The following is a 25,237-nucleotide window of genomic DNA, read 5'->3' as shown; positions in this document are numbered from 1 at the left end:
TTAATTAAACATAGAATAAAATGATATTTTTTTTGATATTTATAGGTACTTTTTTAATAATGGAATGTGTCACCTGGTGTACCCACAAATTCGTTATGCACGGCTCAATGTGGTACTTTCATGCCGATCATCACCAACCAAAATACACTAATGTTTTTGAACGAAACGACATTTTTTTCGTCATTTTTGCCATCCCAAGCATCCTGCTTTTCTATTATGGTGTCGAAGGAGGACTGAATTATAAATTCTTTCTCGGACTGGGAATTATGTTTTACGGCCTTTGCTATTTCATGATCCATGACGTCCTAATTCACCAACGTTTCAAGTGGTTCAAAAACACGAACAACAAGTATTTAATAGGATTGCGAAAAGCCCATAAAGTACATCACAAACACTTAGGCAAAGAGCATGGAGAATGTTTTGGCATGCTGTTCGTTCCTTTAAAATACTACAAAATATAAATTTAATTTGGGCGTGACCCCGCTTTCACTAGTGTTACAGCGGGGTCAGGCTATCCGTTCCCGCTTTTTTATACCAGGCAAAAAAGCCAGGTATAAAAAGAGCTCCACTACTATCCCTCACGCAAACCCAGTGTTCCATAACGGTATTTATCTTTAAAACACAACTATGAAAATATACAAACAAGAAACCGTTCAGCACGTGAATGCAACTGTCCAAGAATGTTGGACTTTTTTTTCCAATCCAAAAAATCTTCAAAAAATCACACCGGAAGGAATGGGTTTTCAAATCACAGATTTCGATAATAAATCTATGTATCCCGGGCAAATCATTCAATATAAAGTAACGCCACTTTTTGGGATTACCTTGTCGTGGATGACGGTAATTACACAAGTAAAGGAAAATGATTATTTTATTGATGAGCAGCGTTTTGGTCCCTATAGTTTCTGGCACCACAAACATTTCTTTGAGACCACACCAAATGGAACAAAAATGACCGATGTGGTCCATTACGGTTTACCACTTGGTATATTGGGACGAATCATGAACACCTTAATCGTGAAAAATAAATTGAAATCCATTTTTGCGTATCGTGTTGCAAAAGTGGACCAAATGTTTAATTCAAAGTAATGAGCAAGCAAGAAATTTCTGTTTTTTGGTTTAGACGCGATTTGCGTCTGGAAGATAACGTTGGATTGTTTCATGCTTTAAAGTCTGAATATCCGGTTATTCCGTTGTTTATTTTGGATGATTCCATCTTAGATACTTTGCCTAAAAACGACGCTCGAGTCGGTTTTATTCACGAATCACTTTCTAGAATAAATAGACAATTACAGGAAATTGAAAGTTCACTTTTGGTTAAAAAAGGAAAAACTACCGCTGTTTGGCAATTTTTATTAAAAGAATTTGATGTTAAAGAAGTCTTTTTCAACAAAGATTACGAACCGTACGCGATACAACGTGACTCTGCAATTTGTGAATTTTTAGAAACTAATAAAACCATTTCTTATTCTTTTAAAGACCAAGTCATTTTTGAAGAAAAAGAAGTTACTAAAGCAGATGGATTGCCCTACACGGTGTATACACCGTTTAAAAATAAATGGTTGGAGAAATACAAGTCAATGACTCCAGTTCAAGAATATGATACTGCTGTTTATTTTGCTAATTTCTATAAAAACAGTTTTGCTTTTCCCACTTTGGAACAAATAGGTTTCGTAGAAAGTCTTATCAAAGTAAAACCACATAACCTTAAATTCATTGCAAATTACCAAGATATAAGAGATTTCCCAGCCTTAGATAAAACCTCTTATCTTTCGCCACATCTGCGCTTTGGAACGGTAAGTATCCGGAAATTAGTCAATTGGGCATTTAATAAAAATGATGTGTTTTTGAGTGAACTAATTTGGAGAGAATTTTTCATGCAAATCTTATTTAGTTTTCCAAAAGTCGGTACGCAAAACTTCAAATCAGCCTATAATGGGATTCAGTGGCGCAATAATGAAGAAGATTTCAAGCGCTGGTGTACCGGAACAACGGGCTATCCAATGGTTGATGCCGGAATGAGGCAACTCAATGAAACCGGGTATATGCACAACAGAGTTCGCATGGTTGTCGCGAGTTTTCTATGCAAGCATTTATTGATTCAATGGCAATGGGGTGAAGCCTATTTTGCCGAAAAATTATTGGATTATGAGATGTCTGCCAATGTTGGCAATTGGCAATGGGCTGCGGGAACAGGTTGTGATGCCGCGCCATATTTCCGAGTTTTCAATCCAGAGATCCAGCTAAAAAAATTCGATGAAAAAGGAATCTATATCCGCAAATGGATTAAAGAATTCGATTTAGGATACAAACAGCCAATGGTAGAACATGCGATGGCTAGAGACAGAGCTATTGCGACGTACAAAGCCGGAATTCTGAAGTGATTTATTTTATTAATTTGTTCAGCATGCCATTAAATATAAACCCGTGAAACGGCAAAACAGAATACCAATATAAATTTCCCCAAATCCCTTTTGGGAGGAAAGTAGCCGATTGGTACAGCGTATTTCCTATTATTTTGAATTCCAGCCACGCTTCACCAGGTAGCTTCATTTCGGCAAACAAGATTAATTTTCCTTCTTGTTTATTGGCATATAGTACGCGCCAAAAATCCAAAGCATCACCAGAATGAATCTCGTGTCTATTGGTTCTTCAGTTGTACCATTAATCCATTTATTGATGGCATACTTGTTTCTTTTCCAATCATATTTTTTGTTTAAAATTCCGCCAATCTTAAAAATTGAATTTCCATTTTTTAACGAAATATATTTAAAATAATCTCTCCAAATTAGTTCAAAAACCAACCAGTATGTTGAGTCATTCTTCTCGATTTGTTGTTCATATTTCAAAATTTCCCAATAAATAGTTTTTGCAGAAATTGATCCATTAGACAACCAAGGTGAAAATTTCGAACTAAAATCAGTTCCAATTAATCCGTTTCGAGTTACTTTATAAACGCTCAGTTTTTTGGTTTTCCAAAAATAATTTTGCAAACGTTTCATTGCTTCATCTTCACCACCACCAAAAGGAAATGCCGTTCTGGAATCTATTTCAAAATCAGTAAACCCTAAATTTTTTATCGTAGGAATAACAGTTTGGTCTATGGTGTAATTATCAATTGACAACGGTTCAACTGAAAATTCAGGTCTGACTTTTGTCGTTTTTTCACATTTATTTCGGAATTGTGTAAAAACATTTGGAACTGCTTCAATAGCAAACGGTATTTCTTCCGGATGAAATAAGAACTGATTATAACTACTTTTAAACGCTACTGAATTTGGAACCTGAGTTTTTATGTTATCGGAAACTATCATTTCCTCAGAAGTCCATTCTTCTTGAAAATAGATCGAACTAATTTCGTTTTGAATGATAATCGCTGGAATACAGTCTTCTGGCTTTTGGTGATAAACCAATAAAGAAACATTCAAATTTTTTAGATTCTGTTTTAAAGCCGCTACCGATTCCAATAGAAATTTAGCACGGAATTTTTCTGTTTTTTTGAAACCATATTCTTTTTCTTCAAAATGTCGTGGGTCAAAGCAATAAATTGCAATTACATTGTCATTTTCTTCCATCGCAGTAGATAGAGACTCATTATCATGAACTCTAAGATCATTCCTAAACCAAACTAACCCTTTTTGTTTCTTTTGCATTTTTCACTACAATATTTAACTTCGTTCCAAACTTTTCCCCATTTTTTCCGCCAGCTGAATGGCCGGTTGCAGACCATACACATTTTTGAAGGCAGATTTTCTTTTTTCACTACTTGTATTTTTCAAATTCATTGACAACTATTTTCGCTTTCAAATCAAACATCAAATTGTATAAGCCAAAAAAAGTTCTGTTCATGTAAATAAAATGTTTAGAACCTCTATTCCCGTTCATTTTTCGAAGATTAGTGTCTTTTGAAAAGCGATCCCCCAATTGTGCGATACTTTCAAAAAAACTTTCATCCGAGAAATCGAATATTTTCTCTTGAAAAGGTTTGGTAAACAACGATAATAAATCATGAAACAATTCTGTGAAATAGGCTATTTCTGCATCAGAATCATCAGCACGTAAAATTTCTAATTCAAATAATTTTGAATTGAATATTTTAGTATCGTTAATTACATCTTTACTTACCAGCTCAAAATAGGGGGTGTAAAATTCTGTTGGAATTTGTTTCATACAACCAAAATCTAATGCTACTAATTGGTTTGCATCGTTGACTAAGAAATTTCCAGGATGTGGATCAGCGTGTACTTTTCTTAAAATATGAATTTGGTACATATAAAAGTCCCATAAAGCCTGACCAACTTTGTCTGCTACTTCCTGATTGGTATTTGTTTTTGTAAATTCAGAGAGATGTTTGCCATTCATCCAGTCCATTGTGATGACTTTGTCAGTTGAAAAGGCAGGGTAATATTCCGGAAAAACCAGATTTTTTATTTTTTTGCAGGCGTCAACTACTTCTTGACTTTGTTTTAATTCTAAAACATAATTAGTTTCCTCAATCAATTTGTCTTCAACTTCCTTGAAATATTTATCAGAGTCTTTTCCTTGAAGGTTAAACATTCTGATGGCAATAGGTTTCACCATGGATAAGTCAGAGGAGATGCTGTTAGCCACTCCGGGATATTGAATTTTTACCGCTAGTTTTTTACCGTCTTTCATAGCAACATGCACTTGCCCAATACTTGCTGCATTTACAGAGTTGGCGTTGAATTCATCAAATATTTCATAGGGTGTCTTCCCAAAATTTGTTTTGAAGGTTTTCAGTACTAACGGAGCTGAAAGTGGTGGGACAGAAAATTGGGATAGTGAAAATTTTTCTACATAAGCCTGAGGCAAAAAACTTTTATCCATACTCAACATTTGTGCTACTTTGAGCGCACTTCCTTTTAGGCTTTTGAGTCCGTCGTAAATATCCTCGGCATTGTCCTCGTTTAATTTTTCACGGGTCAAATCAGAATTCACTATTTTTTCACCGTAATATTTTAGGTAATTTACGCCAACTTTAGCACCGGTTTGTACCAGCTTAGTTGCTCTTTCAATTTTTGATGTGGGAATATAATCTATAGTTTTCATTATTTGTTGTATATTTTTTCTTTGAAAATGAATTTTCCAAAGTCGATTAAGCTGTCTATCGGTGCGATATTCATTAATTCAAAAGTTACTTTAACAGATTTTTCAATGTAAATGTCTGTTTTCTCAAAAGCAGCTGAGGCATCATCCAACCAAAACTTTAGCGTTAACAAAAGTTGAATCCAGGATGCTTCCTGAAAGGATTTCTCTTGAAAGTTTTGCAGTTTTTCCTGTTGTGTTCTAAATTCATCTGAGATTATTTCAGATAAATAATTTCTGAAACTGTTTCTGAGCCCAGAGAGTTGCATTAGTTTTTTCAACTGATTGTTGTGCTCCTTTAATACAAGAACAACGTAACTCCTGTTAGCAGTCAGGATCTCAAAAAATGTAAAGTAAAAACTTAACATTTTACTTTTCATGTCATACATTTCGTATTCCTTATTTTTGTTCAGTAAGTCAGTAGTTTTTTCTACAAACATTTTAAAAATTTCTTTCTCAATACTTTCAATTGTACCGAAAAAAGCATAAAATTCAGTTTCTGTAAAATCATTTATTTTTGTAAAATGATATACTGATTTTGGTTTCTCGCTGTGTTCAAGAACATAATTCATGTAGAACGAAACTATTTTGTCTTTTGTTACGGTTGTTTTTTTAGTAGCCATTTTTACGGTGTTTCAAATTAGAGTATAAAGGTAATAAATGTTTAAACATATATCAATAAAGTTAAACAAAATTTAATATAATTTTAGTATCAATATAAATCAGTAGCTTTACAGTATTATGAAAAAGAATGTTTTAATAAGCGGAGGTTCGGGATTTATCGGAAAAAATTTAACTGCTTTGTTGGTCGCAAAAGGGTATACAGTTTCCATTTTGAGTAGAAGTGAAAAGCGTAATACAGAAGCTGTGTTTTATTATAAGTGGGATGTAGTAAATCACACTATTGATGAAGCGGCAGTTTTGAACGCCGATTATATTGTACATTTAGCTGGCGAGAATATTGGGGAGAGGCGCTGGACGGCCAAACAAAAAGCGGCCATTATTGATAGCAGGGAGCAATCTGTTCAGTTGCTTTATACGGTTCTAAAAAAGCATGATAAAAAAGTAGAAGCGTTTATTTCCGCTTCGGCAGTAGGCATTTATGGTGCTGTCAATGGCGAAGAAATTTGTTCAGAAACCATGGCTCCTGCCAATGATTTTCTAGGATATACCTGCCAGAAATGGGAAGATTCCATAGATTTTATAGAAAATTTAAATATACGTACCGTAAAAATTCGTACCGGATTAGTGTTAGGAAAAAATGATGGTTTTTTAATGAAACTCACTCCTTTATTCAAGTATCGGTTAGGTTCTGCATTGGGATCTGGAGAGCAGTACATGCCTTGGATTCATATCGATGATTTGTGTGCGATCTACTTTCAGGCAATTGTCAATCCCAATATGGCTGGGCCGTATAATGCAGCGATTACTGATAATACTACAAACACCGTTTTTTCTAAAACCTTGGCATGTGTTTTTGGATATTCAATATGGTTGCCAAATGTACCTGCTTTTGTATTGAAATTAGCGATGGGGAAAATGGCGGTAATTGTACTAACGGGACGAAGGGTTTCTTCGGATAAAATAACTCAAACTGGGTTTAAATTTAAATTTAAAAATTTAGAAGGAGCTTTGAGAAATTGTTTAACAAAATAGATTTAATATAAGACACAAATGATTTTTGTGTTCACATTTTTGGATATTTTGCTGCGAACAATGAACGGAATTTTAATCTTGAAATCATCCGTATTTAGGGGAAATGTGGCATATAGCTCAATTCCCTGATCTACTTTTTTTAAGGTTCCGTTAAAAAGGAGCCTTTTAGTTCTTCCACGAATGGTTATTTTTCCATTTATTGGGTATTCTCCTACAGTAGTATTTATGTTTTTTAAATCGAATTTAGCAATTTTCCCTTTAAAAATGGCTGTTGGAAAACGGTTGCTCTCCATATAATTATTGTTAAAATGTTCTTGCATCATTTTTTTTTTGAACTTAAAATCTTTGATGCTAATCCAACAAATGATCTGACCTGTCTTAGTGATTAAAATACAGGTTGTTTTCTCGTTGATTGCGTTCACTTCTTCAAATAATGGGATTGAAGCCTCAAAAGTAATGATTCCGGAATAGGACACCATTTTTTCTTGAGCAGTGGTTGCTATTACAGTAAAGAGCAGCATTATTTGTATAATTTTTTTCATAATGATTTATGAATTAAATTACTTAAAGTTACAAAATAAGCAGCAAATATAAAATTATTGTTTGCTTGAAATAACAACTGGATAAGTTAATTTATCTGTTCTTTTTTAATAAGAAATTAGAGGTTTATTGTCCAAAAGAACAGCTGGTCTTTTGGATAATAAGTGTTTGCAACATTATAATTCTACCCGAACATTATATTTTTTTATATTTTCTAGTGCTTTTTCTGAACGGTAATCAAACGCTTCTTTATGGAGATTTTTTTCTTCTTTTAACGCTATTAGTTTGATGCAATTATAAAAACGGCGTACTTCATTGAGATTCGTGAGGATCAATCTGGGAACAAGGGTACTGTTGCCTTCCTTATCTTTGGCAACCATTGTGAAATAGGAGGAATTACAATGTTTAATTTTTCCGGTTTGAATGTTTTCGGCTTCTACCCGAATGCCAATAATCATAGAGCTTTTCCCTACATAATTCACGTTGGCTTTCATGGTTACCAATTCACCCACTTCAATAGGTTTAAGAAAGTTAACCGTATCTACCGATGCCGTTACGCAGTAATTTCCTGAAAATTTTGAAGCACAGGCAAAAGCAATTTGATCCATTAGGGATAAGATATACCCACCATGAATCTTGCCACTGAAATTAGTGTTTGAGGGTAACATCAATTCTGAAATACTAATGTCAGATGATGCTACTGTTTTAAAAATGCTGTTCATTTATTTGATTTTAAAGGGAGAATTAACTTTCTTGACATTAGTAATAAAATAGTGTGAATCGCCCCACCATGGATATGTTCTATAACGTTCCATATAAGTTACTTGGACGTATTGTCCTTCAAATTTCTTTAAATCCGTAATTACTTTTTCCGCACTGTCCATTACCGAAAAAGAAAAAATTTGCGCACCGGAAATGCCTTGACTAATTTCGCCCTCCCAAGTTTTGAATACAACTCCCTTGCGACTCACTTTTATTAATTCGCCGGAGCGAACTCCTTCACTGTACGTAGCATAGTATATAAAAGTGAAATAACCCGCAACAGTTACTACAAGCAGTACAGAAAGGATTAGTATGAATTTTTTCATTAGGATTTAGTTTAAAGTTAATTTTCGTTTTTTTCGGCTCGGTTTATAATGCTTTCGGGAAGTGATTTTTTCGCTTTAGCTCCCATTTTTTTTAATTTTTCGACACTCACAATTAGATTTCCTTTTCCTTCTACAAGTTTATTCATCGCACCGCTGTATTCTATTTTGCTCTCGTCTATTTTTTTTCCAATTTTGATTAGGTCTGCCACAAAACCTTCAAATTTATCATACAATGCGCCAGCTTGACGTGCAATTTCGAGTGCGTTTTCCTGTTGTTTTTGATTGGTCCACATGCTGTCAATTGTTCGCAGGGTAGCCAGAAGAGTTGCTGGAGTAACAATGACAATGTTTTTCTCGAACGCTTTGTTGTATAAAGACGTATCCTCATTGAGTGCCATGGCAAAAGCAGGTTCAATAGGAATAAATAACAACACAAAATCAGGACTTTCTATTTGGTACAAATCATGGTAGTTCTTATTGCCAAGTTGCTCTACGTGGCGTTTGATGGAACTGACATGCTCTTTTAGATAGGCAATTTTCAGTAGATCATCTTCTTCATTGATATATTTTTCATACGCCGTCAAAGAAACTTTAGAGTCAACTATCATTTTTTTACCCTCCGGCAGATTGATCACAACATCAGGAAAAACACGATTTCCATCTTCGGTTGTAAAGGCTTGTTGCACCTCATATTCACGGCCTTTCTCCAAACCTGATTTTTCAAGAACGCGTTCTAATACTAATTCGCCCCAATTTCCCTGCATCTTACTGTCTCCTTTCAAAGCCTTAGTTAGATTAATAGTTTCCCTGCTCATCTGGATATTCATTTCGCGTAAGCCCAGAATTTGTTGGCGTAATGCCGCATGATAATCAATACTTTCTTTGTGGGTGTCTTCAACTTTTTTTTCAAACAATTGAATTTTATCCTGTAATGGTGTCAGGATATTTTTCATGTTTTCCTTGTTCTGTTCCGTGAATTTATTGGACTTTTCTTCTAATATTTTATTGGCAAGATTCTCAAATTCCTTGGTGAATTTTTCTTGTAGTTTTTCCACTTCTTCTTTTTGTTCTTTGTTGCGTTCCCAAAGATTCTCAAAATCAACTTCTTTTTTTGAAAGCTGAATGGCTAAACTGTCTTTTTCGTTCCTGATGCTTTCTTTTTGGGAATGGGTGTTTTCCAGTTGCTTTTCAAAAGTTATTTTGTCTACAATTAGTTGTTCTTTCAGTTGATTGAATTGGGTGGAAAATGCAATCAGTTTTTCTTCTAAACTAATTTTTTCCGATTGAAATCGAGCAGAGAAAATGAGCTTGCCAATGAAAACACCAATCGCGAGCGCAACAATAAAAATCAATAAAAACGGAAACATATCTGACATAGAATTTCTTTTTGAAACGTTGTAAAAATAAACAAAAGTTTCCTGATTTTCTTTCGGAAATCAAAATACTAATGCAAGTTTTTTTATAGAAAGTTATTAATTTTGATGACTCAAACAGGCGGAGTTTTAAAAACATATTAGATAAAAAAGCCAGATTTCAAAAATGAAATCTGGCTTTTTTGAATACTGAAATTAGTCGTTTACTTTTTTACTAATTTATCTTTGAAAACTACTTTAGTACCATTGGAAAGGGTATAAATATAAATTCCTACCGGTAAATGAGCCACATCAATTCTTGTTGTGTTATCGCTGTTAAAACCTTTTAATTCAATTGGAACTCCCACCGATCTTCCTTGAATATCATAAATAGTTAGCTTCAGGTCTTTTGTGTTTCCGGAATTAATTACGATAGTAAAAGATTCTGAAGCAGGATTTGGATACGTAACTACTGTTGATTTAGTAATCGAAATCAAATCATTAGTTGATAAGGTGGTATTCGTTTTAAGTTGGAAACGCGCAATGACCGGCCCATGATCAGAGGTGGTGTTGACATAATTAGCCACATCTAGTCTCGGATCGTAAACTGTTGTTGAATTTTGCACATACTCTGCCATTAATTCATTTGAAATGATAATATGGTCTAAGAAACCTCCAGAAGACAGGTAGCTGAAAGCTCCCGCTTTGCTGATTTCTAAAGTCAAAGGGTTGTAACGGGCCGTATCCTCAACCATTTTTTGGTACGAGGATGGGTTACCTGCAATTACAGATTCGTCGACATCATCGTTATAATCTCCTAAGAGGATTAAATTGGCCTCTGGATAATTGACATCTAAACTGTCTTTCAACAATTCAGCGTCATATTTCCTCATATTGTATCGTGCGATATCGCTGCCACTATTTGCTCTGGCGTGAATGTTAATGATTTTTATGTCTTTTTTTACACCGCCAATATTAGTTTCAATTTCAACCATTTGCGGTAAGCGACCAGAGGAATAAAAACTAGCGCTATTTCCGCCAGGGTAATTGGGTAAAGTTGCATTTCCTGCACGAATATCATCAAAAAGTTTGCTGAACAGTACTCGACTCTTTTTTACTGAGCTTGTTTGAGTATTGTAAAGAACCACTAATTTTTGAGCAGGGAAGTCAGGTGTAGGCGCATTGAAAGAATAGGACCAAGCAGGAGAAATCACTTTGGCAAAAGTTTTTCCGTTGATGCTTATTTTTTGGATTAATGTCTCTAAAGCCGCATCATCAGAAACCTCTTGTACGGCATAAACATCAGCATTCAACGTATTCATGACTTTTGCTACATTTTCAATTTGTAGCGCATCATCAGTTGGACCAAATTCAGTTCCCGTTGAACCGATTACATTGCTTCCAAAAAATTCTACGTTGTACGTTACGATGTCAAATGTTTCTGTTTTAGGTAATGAGGATCCTGATAAAGATCCAATTTCTTCATTTAATCCGGTTCCAACAGCGGTCAAACGACCTGAAATACTCAATGCTTTTGAGGAAGGGAAAAAACGTGCATAAATTATTTTCCCAGCAACTCCGTCAGCAGCTGAAACCGCTACACTGGATTGAAAATTACTGTTGTCAACAGACAACTGGTAATCAGCAGGAGCTGTAACAGTGATATCGCTATAACCACCAGCCATGAAAACAAACGACTGGCTTGTTGATGCGGTATTTGGTGCTACTTCTCCAAAATTAAAATTAGGATTTGAAGCTAAAAATGACGCTTCATTAGATATTTTCACATCATCAACAGTCCATTCGGCGCTATCCGTACCGCCGGAAGTTGCAGCCTCATATACCCAGGCCACATAAGTATGATTGGTTTTATAGGCCTCGAGATTGATATATTGCGATTGTTTGAAAGTTCCTGTAGTACTTGGAAAATCGCCTTCAAGAACCGTCCAAGTGGCTGTTTCCGGGGTGCTTTTGCCATCATAATCTACTGAGACCATTAATTTAAGCGGTGTTCCAGCGAAAAATTTACGCGAATAAAAAGACAATAATGGGAATTTATCAAAAGTGTCCAAACGTAAATTAGGAGAAATTAACCAATCTTTACTGGCACCTGTTTCTGAATATCCATTCATTTGTACAGCAGCAGGAGAACTGTTGAAACGGGTAGTTGTGCTCACCCATTTACTCTTGCCTCCTGCCACACTATATTCTGTCCAACCACTGTTTGTAAGTACATTTACATCATTAAAATTTTGAAAATAAGGATTTATTCCTGTTCCTGATAAAGACACCGTCTTTGTAGAAGCGCCAGTAGATTCATGAGTGATTTGACCTGAAAAAAGACCAGTTGTAGTAGGTGTAAATCGTACATAAACTGTAGGTGTTGTATTGTTATTGAAATCTTGGGAAGCAAAAACCAATGCCGTTTGAAAACCAGTACTTTGATTTTTAGAAATGGTAAAGTTTCCGGATGTTGTCAGGGTTACTGCTCCAGTAAGATTAAGCGCTTCAATCTGGTAGTTTATTGCCGTTGAACTGAAATTTTGCTCCACAAAATTAAAATCTAATGCAGCTTTAGTAGTCGACAAAGAGGGAACAAGAACGCTGGAAGTTGTTATGTTTAATAGATTGCTTTCAGTTTGAGTATTACCAGTTGCATCTTCAGATATAGAATATAAAACATAATCAGTGCCTAACGATAATCCCGTTATGGTTTTTACAGACTCAATCGCGGCGTCCTTAATTTCCAGGATACCGGATTGTAAAGCGGGTGCATTGGTCGCATTTGTTCCTGCTTTTATTTGTGCACCGCTTGGGGTTGCACTTCCTGAAGGCAATAGCACAAAATAGGTTTTTCCGGGCTCGTCTAGTTTAGTCGAAAAATCAAATCCATCAGAAAGAATGCTGCTTATTTTTGGATATCCCACGGCATTTACAGGAGCTGTAACATCATTTATCACACTAATGTCATCAATGGCAAATGAGGGACGGGAACCACCGCCTGAAACTTGTCTTGAAATCCATCGGATCTGAACTACGTCTTTATTGTCGCATTCTATTGGCAGTACAACTTTTATTTTTTGAATGTTTTGCCCTATTGTTCCTGAAGTTTGTCCTGTTGTACCGCTCGAATACACCGTTGGGGATAAAGTAATAAAAGCATCAGCGGTGCCCACTCTGTACTGCAGGACGAACTCGTTGATCCGCGTATTAGAAGTTCCGTTATAGGGATTACGAATCACCATGGCATCATATTCTACGGTAATTCTAGATTTACCAAGTGTTTTGAAAGCAAATCCTAAAGTTAAATCCAATGAACCGGTATTTAGAAAACCAATTTTTCCATTGTAATTATGGAAATTCCCGCTCGTTGTTGCAGCGGTACTACTGGCCACTAATGGTTTGTCTGCAACAACTGCAGCTGCGGTATTAAATGTACTTCCCGGTGCTGTACTGGCTGTCCAGCCCTGAAATCCGGCGGGATATGTAGCAGAGGCTGCATCTAAAGTTGAAAAATCCTGTAAAAAAAGTAAATCTTGAGGAGCTGGCGCAGTTCCTTGGGCAAAAACAGAGGCCGTAAAGCAATAAAAAAAACTTAAAAAAGCCAGGATATGGCACAAATGGTACTTGTTTTTCATAGGTTTACGATTGAATTAGGAGTCAAAAATAACATTTCTTACGTTAACAGAATATTATAAATTCGTACTTCAGATTGTTTTTAAAGGAATTTATTATAAAAGAAAAGAGCTTAAGTAAAACGCAATTGTTCGCTTTTTTTCAATACGATGAATTCTTATTTTATCCAGTTTTATATTTCCTTCGATTTCAAAAGCTATACTTCAGAATTTATATTTTTGGGTGGATTTTAACTACTACTGCATACTTCATCTGTCAGTCGGCTTTTTCAAACCTAAAGCAGTTGTTTTTCTGCAATCTGTATTTTTAAAGTTAAGATAGCAACTTGTTGTAACAGTTCATCATTTATCCAAAGTAATTCTATTCGTTAATAAAATATTTAGTTTACACCAATAAATGTTTTCGGTTTTACTTTTTTAAACCCATTAAAAACTAAGCTATCTTTGTGCCAAAACAGAAAGTATAACATGTCTCATTCGCACTTTATCATACACAAACCATACGGCTATCTGAGCCAGTTTATTTATGAGCTCAAAAGGAAAAAGAAACTGCTGGGTGAATTGTACGATTTTCCCAAAGGAACGATGGCAATAGGACGTCTTGACGAAGATTCAGAAGGGTTATTGTTGCTGACCACGGACGGAATGATGAGCGAAATCATTAGAAGCAAAAAAGTCGACAAGGAATATTATGTACAAGTTGATGGTATTATTAATCAGGATGCCATTCAGCAATTGCAAAAAGGAGTCGAAATTGGTTTTAATGGCACTAAATACATCACTAAACCGTGTACTGCTTTTTTGATAAATGAAGTTCCCGCTTTTGGTGCCAGAGGGAAAAAAATACGGGACGAACGCCATGGTCCAACTTCCTGGGCTTCAATTACTGTCAATGAAGGAAAGTTTCGCCAAGTACGAAAAATGACCGCAGCGGTTGGGTTTCCTACCTTGCGATTGGTTCGAGTGCGGATAGGAAATGTTTTTTTACATGATTTACAGGCGGGAGAAGTTGTGGAAGTGTCTGATTTTGCAGTCCTTTCAAATGAAAAATAACAATAAAAAATACAATAGTTACAATGTTAAATATCGTTTTAGTAGAACCCGAAATACCAAATAATACCGGAAATATTGGCCGATTGTGCGTAGGAACCGAAAGCCGGTTGCATCTAATTCATCCTTTTGGTTTTGTGATCAATGATAAAAATCTAAAGCGTTCTGGACTCGATTATTGGGTGCATCTTGACGTTACCGAATATCAAAATATAGCCGAATGGAAAGTGCAGATTCCGGATTTGTCCCGCGTTTTTCTGATGAGTTCCCATTCTAAAAAATCGTATTTAGAAAATGATTTTCAAGAGGGTGACTGGTTGGTTTTTGGCAAAGAAAGCAAAGGGTTGAGTGAAGCTGTTTTAAACGAATTCCCCAATCATCTGACAATTCCTATGGCACCGCTGATCCGGAGTTTCAATATTGCTAATTCCGTGGCTTTTGTCATTGGCGAAGCAAAAAGACAAATAGGATTGCAGATTTAAGAAATAATAAACTTCCCTTTTTTAGCATCAAAAACAATATGCTCATCTTTGAACAGCGTATTGAAAGTTCCTTTCATAATCAAATTACAAGGTTGGTCCTGAACGACGGTTTCCGGAGTCATAATGATCATTTCATCACTTAATTGTATGGCCATTTCAATATCATGTGTAGAAAAAAGAATGCATTTTTGAGTTTCCGCTGTAAGTTTTTTTAGGAGTTTAAACAACACCACTTTGTGTAATAAATCTAAATGGGTCGTGGGTTCATCCAGAATGATTAACGGTGTGTCTTGTGCTAAAGCCCTTGCGATCAGAACGATTTGTAACTGTCCGTCACTGATTTCGTAATGTTTTTTTGAGACCAAATGACCAATTTGTGTGAGTGCAATTGCTTGGTTAATTTTAGCAATATCAGTGTCGGTTAATTTTCCAATCCAATTGGTGTACGGTTGCCTTCCTAAAGCGATGAGTTCCCAAACGGTCAAATTACTGGGCGGTAATTTTTCAGTTAAAACGATGCTTAAATTTTGTGCCAAGGTTAACGTATCCAGCTCTTGAATATTTTTGTTATTCAGCAAAGCAGTTCCTGAAAGGGGTTTCTGAATTCCGGTTATGGTTCGTAAAAGTGTAGATTTTCCAATTCCGTTAGCGCCTATTAAGGTAATGAGTTTTCCTTTATCTAAGTTTAAGTTGAGGTTTTCGGCAATACAAATAGCCGCACTTTTAGTTTTGTAACCAATGCTCAAATTGTTTGTTGAAAGGATGTTCTTAGTGGTACTCATTTTTCTTTTTTTGGAAAATTTAAACGTCGATTATATCGATTTTAAAAACAAATATAAATATAGGCACGCAATTTTTAATATTATCCCATCATTTTTCGTTTTCGGACAATCAGCCAGATAACTATAGGCGCTCCTAGTAAGGAAGTGATGGCATTTATTGGCAATGTGATATTCGTACCTGGCATTTGGGAAATTGCATCGCAAATGAGCATTATTGCTGCTCCTAAAAGGAGGGTGCTCCAGTACAATATAGAATGGTTGCTGGTTTGAAACAGTAATTTTGCTATATGTGGCACGGCTAAACCAATGAAAGCTATAGGTCCAGCATACGCAGTAATGCTTCCCGCCAAAATACTCGTTGCAATAATGATAATCAATCGTGTTCTTTTGAAATTCAGTCCCATACTTTGGGCATAATTCTCTCCTAAAAGCAAGGCATTAAGTGGTTTTACGCTGAATAGGCTTAATAATAATCCTATAACTACGCACACTGTCAAAATCAAAATCGAGGACCAAGAAAGGTTCCCTAAAGATCCCATAGACCAGAAAGTGAATTTTTGCAATTGTTCTGCCGAGCTAAAATAGGTCAGTACGCCAACCACAGCACTTGTAAAACTACCAAACATCAAGCCTACAATCAGTATGGTCATCGTGTCCCGCAAGCGTCTGGAAATTACTAAAATGGCAAGTAGAACGATAGAACTGCCAAGGGTAGAGGCAAGGACTACTCCGTAAGACGACAGTAAAATACCACTTAGAAATGGAGGTAATAATCCCGCACCCAAAATTACAAAGGCAACTCCCAGACTCGCTCCTGAACTCAACCCTAAAACATAGGGACCAGCCAGCGGGTTTCTAAAAAGGGTTTGCATTAATAATCCGCTGATCGAAAGTCCCATTCCCACTAAAACTGCAGTGATAGCCTTAGGTAAGCGGTAGTTGATGATAATGTATTCCCAAGTTGATCTGCTGGACTGACCACCGGTTAAACTCGTGTACACCTCCCGAAAAGGAATTCGTATCGAACCCAAACTGATGTTCAGAAAAAACAAGAAAAGAAGCCCTAAAGCAAGAGCGGAAAATAAAAGGATATTTCGGTTTTTATTGGCCAACTTAGTTCAGTTTTTGTGCAAAAGTAAAAGTATAATTTGGAAGCAATTCAGGGTGAAAAATTTTGATGTAGTCTTTTAAAATCAAATCCGGTCTGCTCGGTCCTGTTTCATAATAAATGGTTCCTCCTGTTGCTCCTAATTTGCTTTCGAAAGTATAAATATTTTTGGTAGAAAAAGCGTTAAACTGACTGTAATGGGGATTGCTTTTTTCTAATTCTGACAGGTTTTTAAATGACCCGGAAGCAATCCAGTGAGTCGCATTTTTTGCTTTATACAATACCTGTTCAAAAGAAAGTGCCTGGCTTCCTGTTCCTTCCAGATTTGCCCAGAGATACGTTGCTTTTGCATCTTTCATGAATTGTGCCACCCAGCTGTTTCCCTTGGCAACAAACCATTGATCTTGATACATTGAGCCATACAATACAGTAGATTCAGGCTGTTTGTCTGCAACTAATTGTACCGCTTCCTTGTAGTCTTTTGTAATCTGGTCAAAAAGTATTTTAGCTTCTTTTTCTTTGCCAAAAAGAGCGCCATAAAGTTTGAGCCATTCTGCTTTTCCAAGAGGAGATTGTTCCATCCAGTCGCCTTGAATCATGATTTTCAATCCGCTTTTTTGTAAGTTTTCAATCATCGGGTTGTTATTGTCGATGCCAAAAGTGACAATCAGGTCAGGAGCGATATCGATGAGTTGTTCCATGTTTAGCTTTTCATTTTGCCCCACATTTTTGACGGACCCCTTGTCAATTAAACGACGGGTTTTTTCAGAAGATACGTAATCAGTATGCGGAAAACCAACTAATTTGTTTTCGGCACCAATCATTTCCAGGAAAGGAATATTGGTTGTTGAGGTAACCACAATCGTTTCTAACGGCACTTGAATTATGAGGTTTTTTTGTAAAGTATCGGGAATAACAGCTCCTTTTTCTTTTAAGATGTAAGTGAAGTCTTTAGCAGCATTTGGCCATGGATTACTCACTTTTACCAGCGAGTACCCTTGATATTTGTAAATAGCCAGACCACTTGCATATTCAATTTCGTTGTTAGCGTTACTTATTTTTAGTGTTGCAGGGTTTTCGTTTTTTTTACAACTGACGAATGATAAAAGTGCCACCGCAAAAAGGATTTTATAAAGATAAATTTTCATGATTCCATTTTCAATACTGGCAAAGGTAGGCCATTTATAAAATTTATTGTTTAATTTTTATAGTAAAAATTTCAACAAATACTATCTTTGACAAATGGATAGCCTAAAGATTAAAAACTGCTCCAGTTGTACAAAACCTTTTAACTGCGGGGACGATTTTCAAGGTAATAGCTGTTGGTGTGCTGATTTTCCTCCTGTTTTTTCTCCTTTAGATGGTGTGGATTGCCTTTGTCCCAGCTGTTTTGCTACGGCTTGTTCGATTAAAATTGAGGAGTATGTGGGCACAATAACCCCGGAAACGGCTAAAGGAAATAAAGCAGCAACTTTGCCTAAAACGGATCAGCTAATCGAAGGAATCGATTATTATATTGCACAAGGCAATTACGTTTTTAAGGCTTGGTTTCATTTAAAAAGAGGACATTGTTGTACTAATGGTTGCCGCCATTGTCCCTATGGATTTAAAAAGAAGTAGCATGATATATTTGATAACAGGTGGAGAACGCTCCGGAAAAAGTAGGTATGCTCAGGACCTGGCAATGGAACTTTCGGCCAGACCCATGTATGTGGCAACCGCCAGAAAATGGGATGGTGATTTTCAAAAGCGAATTGATCGTCACCAACAAGAACGTGACGAGCGCTGGATAAATATCGAGAAAGAAAAACAATGGAGCGAGATCGATTTTTCCGGTAAAGTAGCCGTGATTGATTGTGTGACCCTTTGGTTGACTAATTTTTTTGTAGACACTAAAAATGATGTCGCTTTATGTTTGGAACAAGCCAAAGCCGAATTTGAACAAGTGGCCAATCAGGAAAATACAACCGTTATTATTATCACTAATGAGATAGGCATGGGCGTACATGCTGAAACTCAAATTGGCAGAAAATTTACCGAATTACAAGGTTGGATGAATCAATATTTAGCTAAAAATGCGGATAAGGTGATTTTGATGATTTCTGGAATTCCGGTTACTATAAAACAATAAAAGATGAATTTTGTAAGTTCTTGGAGCGGAGGAAAAGACAGCTGTTATGCTGTGATGAAAGCTAGTCAAAACGGTTTTATTCCAAAGGGATTACTCAATATGATGAATGAAAACGGGAAAGTTTCCCGCTCACACGGATTGCCGTTGTCTGTTTTGAAGCAGCAAGCCCAAAAAATGCAGGTGGCTATTGAATCACTGTTTGTCCAAACTTTAAAAGTACTCAAAAACATCGTATTTCAAGATGAAAAACTTAGATGAAATTATAAAATCGCGCCGAGATACCCGTCATTTTACCTCGGAACCAGTCCCTGAATCTGTTATTGAAAAAGCATTGCAAGCCGGTCATTATGCTCCTTCTGTTGGATTGACGGATGCTACAAAATATTACCTCATTAAATCAGATGTCATAAAAAAAGCCATAAAAAATTTATTTTTGGATTTTGATAAAAAAGCAGCGAATCAAACTGACACGGCAGCACAAAAAACGCAGTATCAAGCTTTAAAATTAGAGGCAATAGAGGAAGCACCGCTTGGATTGGTGATTTGTTATGATCGTTCGGTTTTGAATAATTTTACCATCGGCACCGTGGGAAGTAATGAAGCCATCAAATTTAGTGCGGTTTGTGCTGCGCAAAATATTTGGCTTTCCCTAACCGAACAAGGGTATTCCATGGGCTGGGTTTCTATTTTGAATTATAGTCAGTTCAAGGAATTATTGGGTTTGGGAGAAAACATGGAGCCTTTAGGGTATTTCTGTGTGGGAAAACCAGCTACTGATTACGACAACCAACCCATGTTACAGCAATTGAATTGGAAACAAAAATCAGAAAGTCCATCTGTCGAAGAAATTACGAAAGTGCATCAAAAAGATAAAATTTCGGTGCCGGAATTTAAGACTGCCATTCTAGATACAATCCATTTATCTGAAGCACTGCAGTATAAAATCGATCAGAAGACCAAGCCAACAGGTTCATTGGGTGTTTTGGAAGTTTTAGCCAAACAAATTGGCGAAGTTTTTCAAACATTGGAACCAAAAATTTTAGAACCTACACTTGTTGTTTTTGCTGCAGATCACGGAATTGCTGCCCACGGTGTTAGCGCTTATCCACAAGATGTTACCAGACAAATGGTGGCTAATTTTCTGGACGGTGGAGCTGCAATAAATGTGTTTTGTAAACAAAATTCCATCAAATTAGCCATAGTTGATGCAGGAGTAAATTATGATTTTTCGATGACGAGTACTTTGATTTCGGCCAAAATTGCCAAAGGAACCCAGTCGTTTCTGCAGGGTCCTGCAATGAGTCTTACCGAATTGCAGCACTGTTATACCAAGGGGAATGAAATTGTTACTGCTATTGCCAAAACGGGAAGTAATTGTATTGGTTTTGGAGAAATGGGTATTGGGAATACATCAACTGCTTCAGTTTTGATGAGTGTAATTACTGGAATTGCAATTGAAGACTGTATCGGAAAAGGAACGGGAGTTAGCGATGAAAGACTACTTCAAAAACACCGCTTACTCAAAAAAGCTATTGAGGATTATCAAGGCTCGCCAACATTAGAAGATAAGTTAGCTCATTTTGGTGGCTTTGAAATTATGCAAATGGCTTCTGGAATGCTCACGGCACATCAAAACAGAATGCTGCTTCTTGTAGATGGATTTATTTGCAGTGTGGCTTTTTTGATTGCATATAAAAAAAATCCACTGATTCTAAAAAATGCTGTTTTCTGTCATTGTTCTGCAGAACAGGCGCATGCTAAATTATTGGATTATTTAGGTGTAAAAGCCTTGCTCCAACTTGACTTGCGCTTGGGTGAAGGAACGGGTTGTGCGGTGGCTTTTCCAATTATTCAATCGGCAGTTGCTTTTTTGAATGAAATGGCCAGTTTTGACAGTGCCGGTGTGAGTACAAAATAATAATTTTTTCAGTCCAAATTCATAAATAGAGCACTAAAAACGACATAAAATCCAGATTGCATTCACATGAAAAAAGAACTACACATATTTTTTACCGCATTGATGTTTTACACCCGAATTCCCTGTCCTAAAAACATCGATCATAACCCGGATTATTTAAACAAGGCATCTCGTTATTTTCCTTTAATTGGTTGGATTGTAGGTACTATTAGTTTTATAGTCTATGATGTATCGGTTGGTGTTTTTACCCCTGAAATAGCGATTGTTCTCTCGATGATTGCTGGAATCCTTACTACCGGTGCTTTTCATGAAGATGGTTTTGCTGATGTTTGTGATGGTTTTGGTGGGGGTTGGACCAAAGAAAAAATCTTGGTGATAATGAAAGACAGTGCCATTGGAGCTTATGGCGCCATAGGTTTGGTACTGCTGTTTTTATTGAAGTTTCAGGCTGTTTCGGAGGTACTTACTACTTCTTCATTACAGAATTTATTACTTTTTGTTGCAGCACATTCCGTGAGTCGTCTGGCAGCCATTTCTATTGTTTTTACGCATCAGTATTCCCGTGAAGATGCTTCGAGTAAAAGCAAGCCCATTGCACAAAGTTATTCCTGGCGTGAGGTGATTGGGGCGTTCTTTTTTGGGTTGTTACCGCTTATTGTTTTGTCTTTTTTTCATTGGCAAATGCTGTTGGTGTTAGTGCCGGTTTTTATCACCCGCTATTTTTTGGCCCTCTATTTTCATAAATGGATAGACGGCTACACTGGGGATTGTCTTGGTGCAACACAGCAAGTTTGTGAAATTATATTCTATTTATCTTGTATTGCTTTATGGAAGTTTATTTAGTACGCCATACCGAAACCGTTTGTGAAAAAGGAATTTGCTACGGACAAGCTGATGTGGCATTGTTGGAACCTTATGAACAACAATTTGAAGCCATAAAAGCACAAATTCCTGCTGAAAGTATCGTGTACTCTAGTCCGTTAAATCGATGCGTGGAGTTGGCAAACTTCCTATCATCAACAAAAATACAAATGGACTCCCGGTTAATGGAAATGAATTTTGGTGATTGGGAATTAAAAAATTGGGATAGCATTCCTGTTATCGATTTGACCCCTTGGATGAATGATTTCGTTCATGTTCGTGTGCCAAACGGGGAGTCTTTTGCAGACCTCCATGATAGAGTTAGCGATTTTTTAGATCATGAACTTCCTAAAAAGACCATTAAACCTATTGTGATCGTGACCCATGCCGGAGTGATTCGAAGTATTTTGTGTAAAATTACAAAGTTGCCATTACGAGATGCGTTTCAAAATAAAGTGAACTTTGGAGCGGTGATTAAAATTGAAATAATAATTAGAGAATAGTGTAGGATAATAACGTAATATAATTTTATCTTTGCCGCCGTAATGAGGTTGCTGTTTTGTTTTTCATACCAGCATTAAAAGGGAATCAGGTAAGCGATTACAGATTTCAGTATTCAGATTAGAGAGTTTACATCCTAAATCAAGAATCCTAAATCAAGAATCAAAAATCCTGGGCTGTACCCGCAACTGTAAGCTATAAAGCTTGTTGTTATCTACAAAACCACTGTTCGTCTTTGCGAATGGGAAGGTAAACAACAAGACGCGAGCCAGGAGACCTGCCTGTTACATCGAGTATCAAACTTTCGGGAAAAAAGGTTTGGGTATGGGTAATTCTATGCTTTTCTCCCATTTATAGTCATGTGGCAGTACCATAAAACTGCTATTAAATGTTTCAAAATGAACAAGAAAATCGTTCGTATTAGTGCGCTCTGCGTACTGATGACTTCGTGTGCTTTCGCACAACAAAAAGACACCATTGCATCCACAAATCAATTGGATGAGGTCGTAATTTCCGATTCTAAATTTGCTTTGCCAAAAGAAAAGTCCGGAAAAGTAATCGTAAAAATTACAGCCGAAGATTTAAAGAGAAGACAAGGGCAAACTGTAGCTACCATTTTGAGTTCAGTAGCCGGAATTGAAATCAACGGAAACCAAAGCCGGAATGGAAAGGATTTAGGGGTTTACATTCGTGGGGGACGAAATCATCAAGTGCTAATTCTTATTGATGGCGTTCCGGTTACCGATGCTTCTGGAATTAGCTTATCGTATGATTTGCGCTTGCTGCCCGTTGAACAAATAGAAAGTATTGAGGTGATGAAAGGCGCTTCAAGTACTTTATACGGATCAGGTGCCGCTGCCGGAGTTATTAATATTACGTTGAAAAAAGCCTCCAAAAAAGCGATTGCAGCAAATGCATACCTTAATGTGGGCACCCAAACGATTGCCAATCAGGAAAATTATAGTATAAATGACTACAGCCAAGGGGTTGCTTTGAACGGAAGCGCTGAAAAAATTAATTATTATGCTTCCTTAAACAGCACCGAAACCACGGGAATTTCTGAGGCAAAATCACCTAATGACGCTGTTTTATTTGAAGCTGATCGTTTTTCCAGAGTGAACTCAGTGGTGAAAATTGGTTTCAAGCCAACAGCTAAATTAGATTTGGATTTCTTTGCAAACTACGATAAAATAAAAAGCGATTTTGATGCAGGATCTTTTGCGGATAACGATGAAAACAGCAGTGCCTCTGAACAATTTCGAGTTGGGTTTTCACCAAAATACAAATATAAAAAAGGAGAATTTGTAATCAATTCAAGTGCTAATTTAATTACAAGGTCCATTTTTAATTATGGAACAATGTTGGATTATAAATCCAGAAGCGTCAATGCAGATGCGTTTAATAAATATGAAATTTCACCTGAATTATTCCTGGTAACAGGTGCTCAATTTCAATTTCATGAAATGTCTAATGAGAGCCCGTACGAGGCCATAGCAAATGAATTGGCCAAATTTAATATGATTGATCCCTATGTGACGGCGGTTTATAGCTCTGAATTTGGGTTAAACCTGAATTTGGGAGCTCGTTACAACATGCACAGTAAATACGGAAATAATTTAGTTTACAATGTAAATCCTTCTTTTTCATTTCCTAATTTACCCTTGAAACTATTAGTTTCTTACAGTACGGCATTTGTAGCCCCTAGCTTGTATCAATTGTATTCTCCTTATGGTGATTTGAATTTATCCTCAGAGAAAGATAAAACATTTGAATTGGGTTTTGAAACAACGATGATTGATAAAAAATTGGTTCTGAATGCTTTGGTTTTTCAAAGAGAGGAAGAAAATGCGATTGGGTTTGATTTAGTGTCTTACAAGTATTTTAATGTTGCGGGTCTAAATAAAGTCAAAGGGTTTGAGACCATGATTTCGTATGCTTTGACGGCTAAAATAAATTTGAATGCCAATTATGCGTTTACAGAATTAGAAAAACAATCGCGAGTGCTGAATCCAAAACACAAAGCGAACGCCGCAGTTGATCTGCAAGCAACGCCACGTTTGGCTTTTAATGCCACATATCAATTTGTTTCGGATCGCTATTTTGAGTATACAACATATCCGGCACCCACTTTTGATCCGGTATTGAATTCTGAAATACTGAAAGATTACCAGCTGATCAACATGAATGTACGGTATGAGTTGATCAAAAATCGAATGAATATTTTTGCAGCAGCAGATAATATTTTAGATAAGGATTTTGTTGAAACAAGAGGGTTTAGTACCAGAGGACGAAATTTCAAAGTAGGTTTGAATATCAAAATGTAATACCATTGCATTATTCCATAAAAAAAGAGGCTTTCAGTGATGAAAGCCTCTTTTTAGTTTATAAAATATTCTTATTTCAATTCTGAAATGAATGCTACGATAGTTGCTGCAATTTTATTTTGTTCCACATCATTGGTTAAATAGTCTCGGTCACCAAGGTTAGACATATAACCCAATTCAACAAGTACAGCCGGGACTTCTGATTTTTTTAAAATGTAGAAGGGAGCTTTCTTTATTTCTGATGATTTTATAGTAGTATTGCGGATAAATTTGTTGCGAAGTTCCACCGCAATCTCATTTGACCTTTCATTCGCAATTGATTCTGTGGCAATATAAAATTCCATTCCTGATTTTGATAGATTTAAATTTTGATTGACATGAAGTGACAAAACTAAATCGGGTTTGATCTTGTTGATCAACGCAGAACGGTCACTCAAAGAAAGAAATTGGTCTCCAATTCTTGTAAGGTGTATGGTCACTTTCTCATTTTTGTTCAAAAATTTGATTTTGTCTGTGATTTTCGCTACAATTTGTTTTTCAGTAGCACTACTGGAAGTTGCTCCAAAATCAGATCCACCATGTCCGGCATCAATAACAACATTTATTTGTTTAGATAGGACAGTATTCGGAATTACAAATGCAAAAGAGACGACGGTGGCAAGAGTTAGAAATAACGGAATTGCTTTTTTCATGTGGTTTTGTT

General features: G+C 36.3%; 26 protein-coding genes, 1 pseudogene and 1 riboswitch. Of the genes and pseudogenes, 13 read left to right on the top strand and 14 right to left on the bottom strand.

The window, feature by feature from the left end:
• Positions 1 to 20: 20 nt before the first annotated feature.
• The 3 genes from EKM01_RS07500 to EKM01_RS07490 all read left to right on the top strand — a co-directional run bounded on the left by EKM01_RS07500 (position 21) and on the right by EKM01_RS07490 (position 2,384).
• Positions 21 to 461, top strand: a complete 441-nt coding sequence (locus tag EKM01_RS07500) for a sterol desaturase family protein (protein ID WP_126561742.1) — start codon at positions 21 to 23, stop codon at positions 459 to 461.
• 166 nt (positions 462 to 627) lie between these two features.
• Positions 628 to 1,089: an SRPBCC family protein gene (locus EKM01_RS07495; protein ID WP_126561743.1), complete on the top strand. Its 462-nt coding sequence runs from the start codon at positions 628 to 630 to the stop codon at positions 1,087 to 1,089.
• Positions 1,089 to 2,384 carry a deoxyribodipyrimidine photo-lyase gene (locus EKM01_RS07490; RefSeq protein WP_126767627.1) on the top strand — a complete coding sequence of 432 codons (1,296 nt, stop codon included), beginning with the start codon at positions 1,089 to 1,091 and terminating at the stop codon, positions 2,382 to 2,384. The genes EKM01_RS07495 and EKM01_RS07490 overlap by 1 nt, the downstream gene beginning before the upstream one ends.
• A 1-nt stretch (position 2,385) precedes the next feature.
• On the opposite strand, the pseudogene EKM01_RS14980 reads toward EKM01_RS07490, so the two are convergent.
• The 5 genes and pseudogenes from EKM01_RS14980 to EKM01_RS07465 all read right to left on the bottom strand — a co-directional run.
• Positions 2,386 to 2,652: pseudogene (locus EKM01_RS14980) on the bottom strand (DUF2867 domain-containing protein); the annotation flags it as partial.
• The gene (locus EKM01_RS07480) at positions 2,568 to 3,653 is read right to left on the bottom strand and encodes a DASH family cryptochrome (protein ID WP_126767625.1); all 1,086 of its coding nucleotides are present in this window, start codon (positions 3,651 to 3,653) and stop codon (positions 2,568 to 2,570) included. The pseudogene EKM01_RS14980 and the gene EKM01_RS07480, both read right to left, overlap by 85 nt.
• Complete coding sequence (locus tag EKM01_RS07475) at positions 3,629 to 3,763, bottom strand: DUF2256 domain-containing protein (protein WP_126767622.1); 135 nt, start codon at positions 3,761 to 3,763, stop codon at positions 3,629 to 3,631. Before EKM01_RS07475 ends, EKM01_RS07480 begins: the two co-directional genes overlap by 25 nt.
• Positions 3,763 to 5,070, bottom strand: a complete 1,308-nt coding sequence (locus EKM01_RS07470) for an AarF/ABC1/UbiB kinase family protein (protein WP_126767619.1) — start codon at positions 5,068 to 5,070, stop codon at positions 3,763 to 3,765. The genes EKM01_RS07475 and EKM01_RS07470 overlap by 1 nt, the downstream gene beginning before the upstream one ends.
• A complete protein-coding gene (locus EKM01_RS07465; protein ID WP_126455559.1) occupies positions 5,070 to 5,729 on the bottom strand; it encodes a TetR family transcriptional regulator C-terminal domain-containing protein in 660 nt (219 codons plus the stop codon). Before EKM01_RS07465 ends, EKM01_RS07470 begins: the two co-directional genes overlap by 1 nt.
• A 118-nt stretch (positions 5,730 to 5,847) precedes the next feature.
• Here EKM01_RS07465 and EKM01_RS07460 point away from each other — a divergent pair, with 118 nt between their 5' ends.
• Complete coding sequence (locus tag EKM01_RS07460) at positions 5,848 to 6,762, top strand: TIGR01777 family oxidoreductase (RefSeq protein ID WP_126455561.1); 915 nt, start codon at positions 5,848 to 5,850, stop codon at positions 6,760 to 6,762.
• A 2-nt stretch (positions 6,763 to 6,764) separates the two neighbouring features.
• Here the strand turns inward: EKM01_RS07460 and EKM01_RS07455 are convergent, their stop codons facing one another.
• The 5 genes from EKM01_RS07455 to EKM01_RS07435 all read right to left on the bottom strand — a co-directional run bounded on the left by EKM01_RS07455 (position 6,765) and on the right by EKM01_RS07435 (position 13,380).
• The gene (locus EKM01_RS07455) at positions 6,765 to 7,304 is read right to left on the bottom strand and encodes a YceI family protein (protein ID WP_126767617.1); all 540 of its coding nucleotides are present in this window, start codon (positions 7,302 to 7,304) and stop codon (positions 6,765 to 6,767) included.
• 174 nt (positions 7,305 to 7,478) lie between these two features.
• Positions 7,479 to 8,024, bottom strand: coding sequence for an acyl-CoA thioesterase (locus EKM01_RS07450; RefSeq protein WP_126455565.1), 546 nt, complete (start codon positions 8,022 to 8,024; stop codon positions 7,479 to 7,481).
• A complete protein-coding gene (locus EKM01_RS07445) occupies positions 8,025 to 8,390 on the bottom strand; it encodes a 6-phosphogluconate dehydrogenase (protein ID WP_126561752.1) in 366 nt (121 codons plus the stop codon).
• 17 nt (positions 8,391 to 8,407) lie between these two features.
• A complete protein-coding gene (gene rmuC, locus EKM01_RS07440; protein ID WP_126556090.1) occupies positions 8,408 to 9,766 on the bottom strand; it encodes a DNA recombination protein RmuC in 1,359 nt (452 codons plus the stop codon).
• Positions 9,767 to 9,966: 200 nt separating this feature from the next.
• On the bottom strand, positions 9,967 to 13,380 hold the full coding sequence (locus EKM01_RS07435) for a T9SS-dependent choice-of-anchor J family protein (RefSeq protein WP_126767614.1): 3,414 nt from the start codon (positions 13,378 to 13,380) through the stop codon (positions 9,967 to 9,969).
• Between the two features lie 465 nt (positions 13,381 to 13,845).
• On the opposite strand from EKM01_RS07435, the gene EKM01_RS07430 reads away from it, so the two are divergent.
• Together EKM01_RS07430 and EKM01_RS07425 are read left to right on the top strand one after the other, a co-directional pair.
• Entirely contained in the window at positions 13,846 to 14,430 is a 585-nt protein-coding gene (locus EKM01_RS07430; RefSeq protein ID WP_126561754.1) for a pseudouridine synthase, read from the top strand.
• 23 nt (positions 14,431 to 14,453) lie between these two features.
• A complete protein-coding gene (locus tag EKM01_RS07425; RefSeq protein ID WP_126455575.1) occupies positions 14,454 to 14,909 on the top strand; it encodes a tRNA (cytidine(34)-2'-O)-methyltransferase in 456 nt (151 codons plus the stop codon).
• Here the strand turns inward: EKM01_RS07425 and EKM01_RS07420 are convergent.
• The 3 genes from EKM01_RS07420 to EKM01_RS07410 form a co-directional block, all read right to left on the bottom strand.
• Positions 14,906 to 15,691 carry an ABC transporter ATP-binding protein gene (locus tag EKM01_RS07420; RefSeq protein WP_126767611.1) on the bottom strand — a complete coding sequence of 262 codons (786 nt, stop codon included), beginning with the start codon at positions 15,689 to 15,691 and terminating at the stop codon, positions 14,906 to 14,908. The two genes, EKM01_RS07425 and EKM01_RS07420, sit on opposite strands and share 4 nt — an antisense overlap.
• 80 nt (positions 15,692 to 15,771) lie before the next feature.
• A complete protein-coding gene (locus EKM01_RS07415; RefSeq protein ID WP_126460775.1) occupies positions 15,772 to 16,803 on the bottom strand; it encodes an iron ABC transporter permease in 1,032 nt (343 codons plus the stop codon).
• 1 nt (position 16,804) lies between these two features.
• Positions 16,805 to 17,947, bottom strand: a complete 1,143-nt coding sequence (locus EKM01_RS07410) for an ABC transporter substrate-binding protein (RefSeq protein WP_126767608.1) — start codon at positions 17,945 to 17,947, stop codon at positions 16,805 to 16,807.
• 94 nt (positions 17,948 to 18,041) lie between these two features.
• Between EKM01_RS07410 and EKM01_RS07405 the strand changes: the two genes are divergently transcribed.
• The 7 genes from EKM01_RS07405 to EKM01_RS07375 all read left to right on the top strand — a co-directional run bounded on the left by EKM01_RS07405 (position 18,042) and on the right by EKM01_RS07375 (position 24,534).
• On the top strand, positions 18,042 to 18,419 hold the full coding sequence (locus EKM01_RS07405; protein WP_126455583.1) for a DUF5522 domain-containing protein: 378 nt from the start codon (positions 18,042 to 18,044) through the stop codon (positions 18,417 to 18,419).
• A gap of 1 nt (position 18,420) precedes the next feature.
• Positions 18,421 to 18,930, top strand: a complete 510-nt coding sequence (locus EKM01_RS07400; RefSeq protein WP_126455584.1) for a bifunctional adenosylcobinamide kinase/adenosylcobinamide-phosphate guanylyltransferase — start codon at positions 18,421 to 18,423, stop codon at positions 18,928 to 18,930.
• A 3-nt stretch (positions 18,931 to 18,933) separates the two neighbouring features.
• A complete protein-coding gene (locus EKM01_RS07395; RefSeq protein ID WP_126767606.1) occupies positions 18,934 to 19,188 on the top strand; it encodes a hypothetical protein in 255 nt (84 codons plus the stop codon).
• Complete coding sequence (gene cobT / locus EKM01_RS07390) at positions 19,172 to 20,848, top strand: nicotinate-nucleotide--dimethylbenzimidazole phosphoribosyltransferase (protein ID WP_126767605.1); 1,677 nt, start codon at positions 19,172 to 19,174, stop codon at positions 20,846 to 20,848. Before EKM01_RS07395 ends, cobT begins: the two co-directional genes overlap by 17 nt.
• A 66-nt stretch (positions 20,849 to 20,914) precedes the next feature.
• On the top strand, positions 20,915 to 21,691 hold the full coding sequence (locus EKM01_RS07385) for an adenosylcobinamide-GDP ribazoletransferase (RefSeq protein WP_126767604.1): 777 nt from the start codon (positions 20,915 to 20,917) through the stop codon (positions 21,689 to 21,691).
• Positions 21,676 to 22,212 carry an alpha-ribazole phosphatase gene (gene cobC / locus EKM01_RS07380; RefSeq protein WP_126767602.1) on the top strand — a complete coding sequence of 179 codons (537 nt, stop codon included), beginning with the start codon at positions 21,676 to 21,678 and terminating at the stop codon, positions 22,210 to 22,212. The genes EKM01_RS07385 and cobC overlap by 16 nt, the downstream gene beginning before the upstream one ends.
• A 28-nt stretch (positions 22,213 to 22,240) precedes the next feature.
• A riboswitch (cobalamin riboswitch) is annotated at positions 22,241 to 22,510 on the top strand.
• Between the two features lie 98 nt (positions 22,511 to 22,608).
• A complete protein-coding gene (locus EKM01_RS07375; RefSeq protein WP_233589309.1) occupies positions 22,609 to 24,534 on the top strand; it encodes a TonB-dependent siderophore receptor in 1,926 nt (641 codons plus the stop codon).
• 71 nt (positions 24,535 to 24,605) lie between these two features.
• On the opposite strand, the gene EKM01_RS07370 is transcribed toward EKM01_RS07375, so the two are convergent.
• On the bottom strand, positions 24,606 to 25,226 hold the full coding sequence (locus EKM01_RS07370) for an N-acetylmuramoyl-L-alanine amidase (RefSeq protein ID WP_126561758.1): 621 nt from the start codon (positions 25,224 to 25,226) through the stop codon (positions 24,606 to 24,608).
• Positions 25,227 to 25,237 lie beyond the last annotated feature (11 nt).

Origin of the sequence: Flavobacterium sp. RSP46, from assembly GCF_003984825.1 — a bacterium.
Lineage (GTDB): Bacteria > Bacteroidota > Bacteroidia > Flavobacteriales > Flavobacteriaceae > Flavobacterium.
This window is presented reverse-complemented; position numbering and strand designations above follow the sequence as displayed.

What these genes read in the sequence shown, in the direction of transcription:
- EKM01_RS07430 (WP_126561754.1), top strand. Translation starts at nt 13,846, where the DNA reads ATGTCTCATTCGCACTTTATCATACACAAACCATACGGCTATCTGAGC.
- cobC (WP_126767602.1), top strand. Translation starts at nt 21,676, where the DNA reads ATGGAAGTTTATTTAGTACGCCATACCGAAACCGTTTGTGAAAAAGGA.
- EKM01_RS07490 (WP_126767627.1), top strand. Translation starts at nt 1,089, where the DNA reads ATGAGCAAGCAAGAAATTTCTGTTTTTTGGTTTAGACGCGATTTGCGT.
- EKM01_RS07405 (WP_126455583.1), top strand. Translation starts at nt 18,042, where the DNA reads ATGGATAGCCTAAAGATTAAAAACTGCTCCAGTTGTACAAAACCTTTT.
- EKM01_RS07400 (WP_126455584.1), top strand. Translation starts at nt 18,421, where the DNA reads ATGATATATTTGATAACAGGTGGAGAACGCTCCGGAAAAAGTAGGTAT.
- EKM01_RS07480 (WP_126767625.1), bottom strand. Translation starts at nt 3,653, where the DNA reads ATGCAAAAGAAACAAAAAGGGTTAGTTTGGTTTAGGAATGATCTTAGA.
- EKM01_RS07495 (WP_126561743.1), top strand. Translation starts at nt 628, where the DNA reads ATGAAAATATACAAACAAGAAACCGTTCAGCACGTGAATGCAACTGTC.
- EKM01_RS07420 (WP_126767611.1), bottom strand. Translation starts at nt 15,691, where the DNA reads ATGAGTACCACTAAGAACATCCTTTCAACAAACAATTTGAGCATTGGT.
- EKM01_RS07395 (WP_126767606.1), top strand. Translation starts at nt 18,934, where the DNA reads ATGAATTTTGTAAGTTCTTGGAGCGGAGGAAAAGACAGCTGTTATGCT.
- EKM01_RS07455 (WP_126767617.1), bottom strand. Translation starts at nt 7,304, where the DNA reads ATGAAAAAAATTATACAAATAATGCTGCTCTTTACTGTAATAGCAACC.
- EKM01_RS07370 (WP_126561758.1), bottom strand. Translation starts at nt 25,226, where the DNA reads ATGAAAAAAGCAATTCCGTTATTTCTAACTCTTGCCACCGTCGTCTCT.
- EKM01_RS07445 (WP_126561752.1), bottom strand. Translation starts at nt 8,390, where the DNA reads ATGAAAAAATTCATACTAATCCTTTCTGTACTGCTTGTAGTAACTGTT.
- EKM01_RS07470 (WP_126767619.1), bottom strand. Translation starts at nt 5,070, where the DNA reads ATGAAAACTATAGATTATATTCCCACATCAAAAATTGAAAGAGCAACT.
- EKM01_RS07460 (WP_126455561.1), top strand. Translation starts at nt 5,848, where the DNA reads ATGAAAAAGAATGTTTTAATAAGCGGAGGTTCGGGATTTATCGGAAAA.
- EKM01_RS07500 (WP_126561742.1), top strand. Translation starts at nt 21, where the DNA reads ATGATATTTTTTTTGATATTTATAGGTACTTTTTTAATAATGGAATGT.
- EKM01_RS07465 (WP_126455559.1), bottom strand. Translation starts at nt 5,729, where the DNA reads ATGGCTACTAAAAAAACAACCGTAACAAAAGACAAAATAGTTTCGTTC.
- EKM01_RS07435 (WP_126767614.1), bottom strand. Translation starts at nt 13,380, where the DNA reads ATGAAAAACAAGTACCATTTGTGCCATATCCTGGCTTTTTTAAGTTTT.
- rmuC (WP_126556090.1), bottom strand. Translation starts at nt 9,766, where the DNA reads ATGTCAGATATGTTTCCGTTTTTATTGATTTTTATTGTTGCGCTCGCG.
- EKM01_RS07425 (WP_126455575.1), top strand. Translation starts at nt 14,454, where the DNA reads ATGTTAAATATCGTTTTAGTAGAACCCGAAATACCAAATAATACCGGA.
- EKM01_RS07410 (WP_126767608.1), bottom strand. Translation starts at nt 17,947, where the DNA reads ATGAAAATTTATCTTTATAAAATCCTTTTTGCGGTGGCACTTTTATCA.
- EKM01_RS07385 (WP_126767604.1), top strand. Translation starts at nt 20,915, where the DNA reads ATGAAAAAAGAACTACACATATTTTTTACCGCATTGATGTTTTACACC.
- cobT (WP_126767605.1), top strand. Translation starts at nt 19,172, where the DNA reads ATGAAAAACTTAGATGAAATTATAAAATCGCGCCGAGATACCCGTCAT.
- EKM01_RS07450 (WP_126455565.1), bottom strand. Translation starts at nt 8,024, where the DNA reads ATGAACAGCATTTTTAAAACAGTAGCATCATCTGACATTAGTATTTCA.
- EKM01_RS07375 (WP_233589309.1), top strand. Translation starts at nt 22,609, where the DNA reads ATGAACAAGAAAATCGTTCGTATTAGTGCGCTCTGCGTACTGATGACT.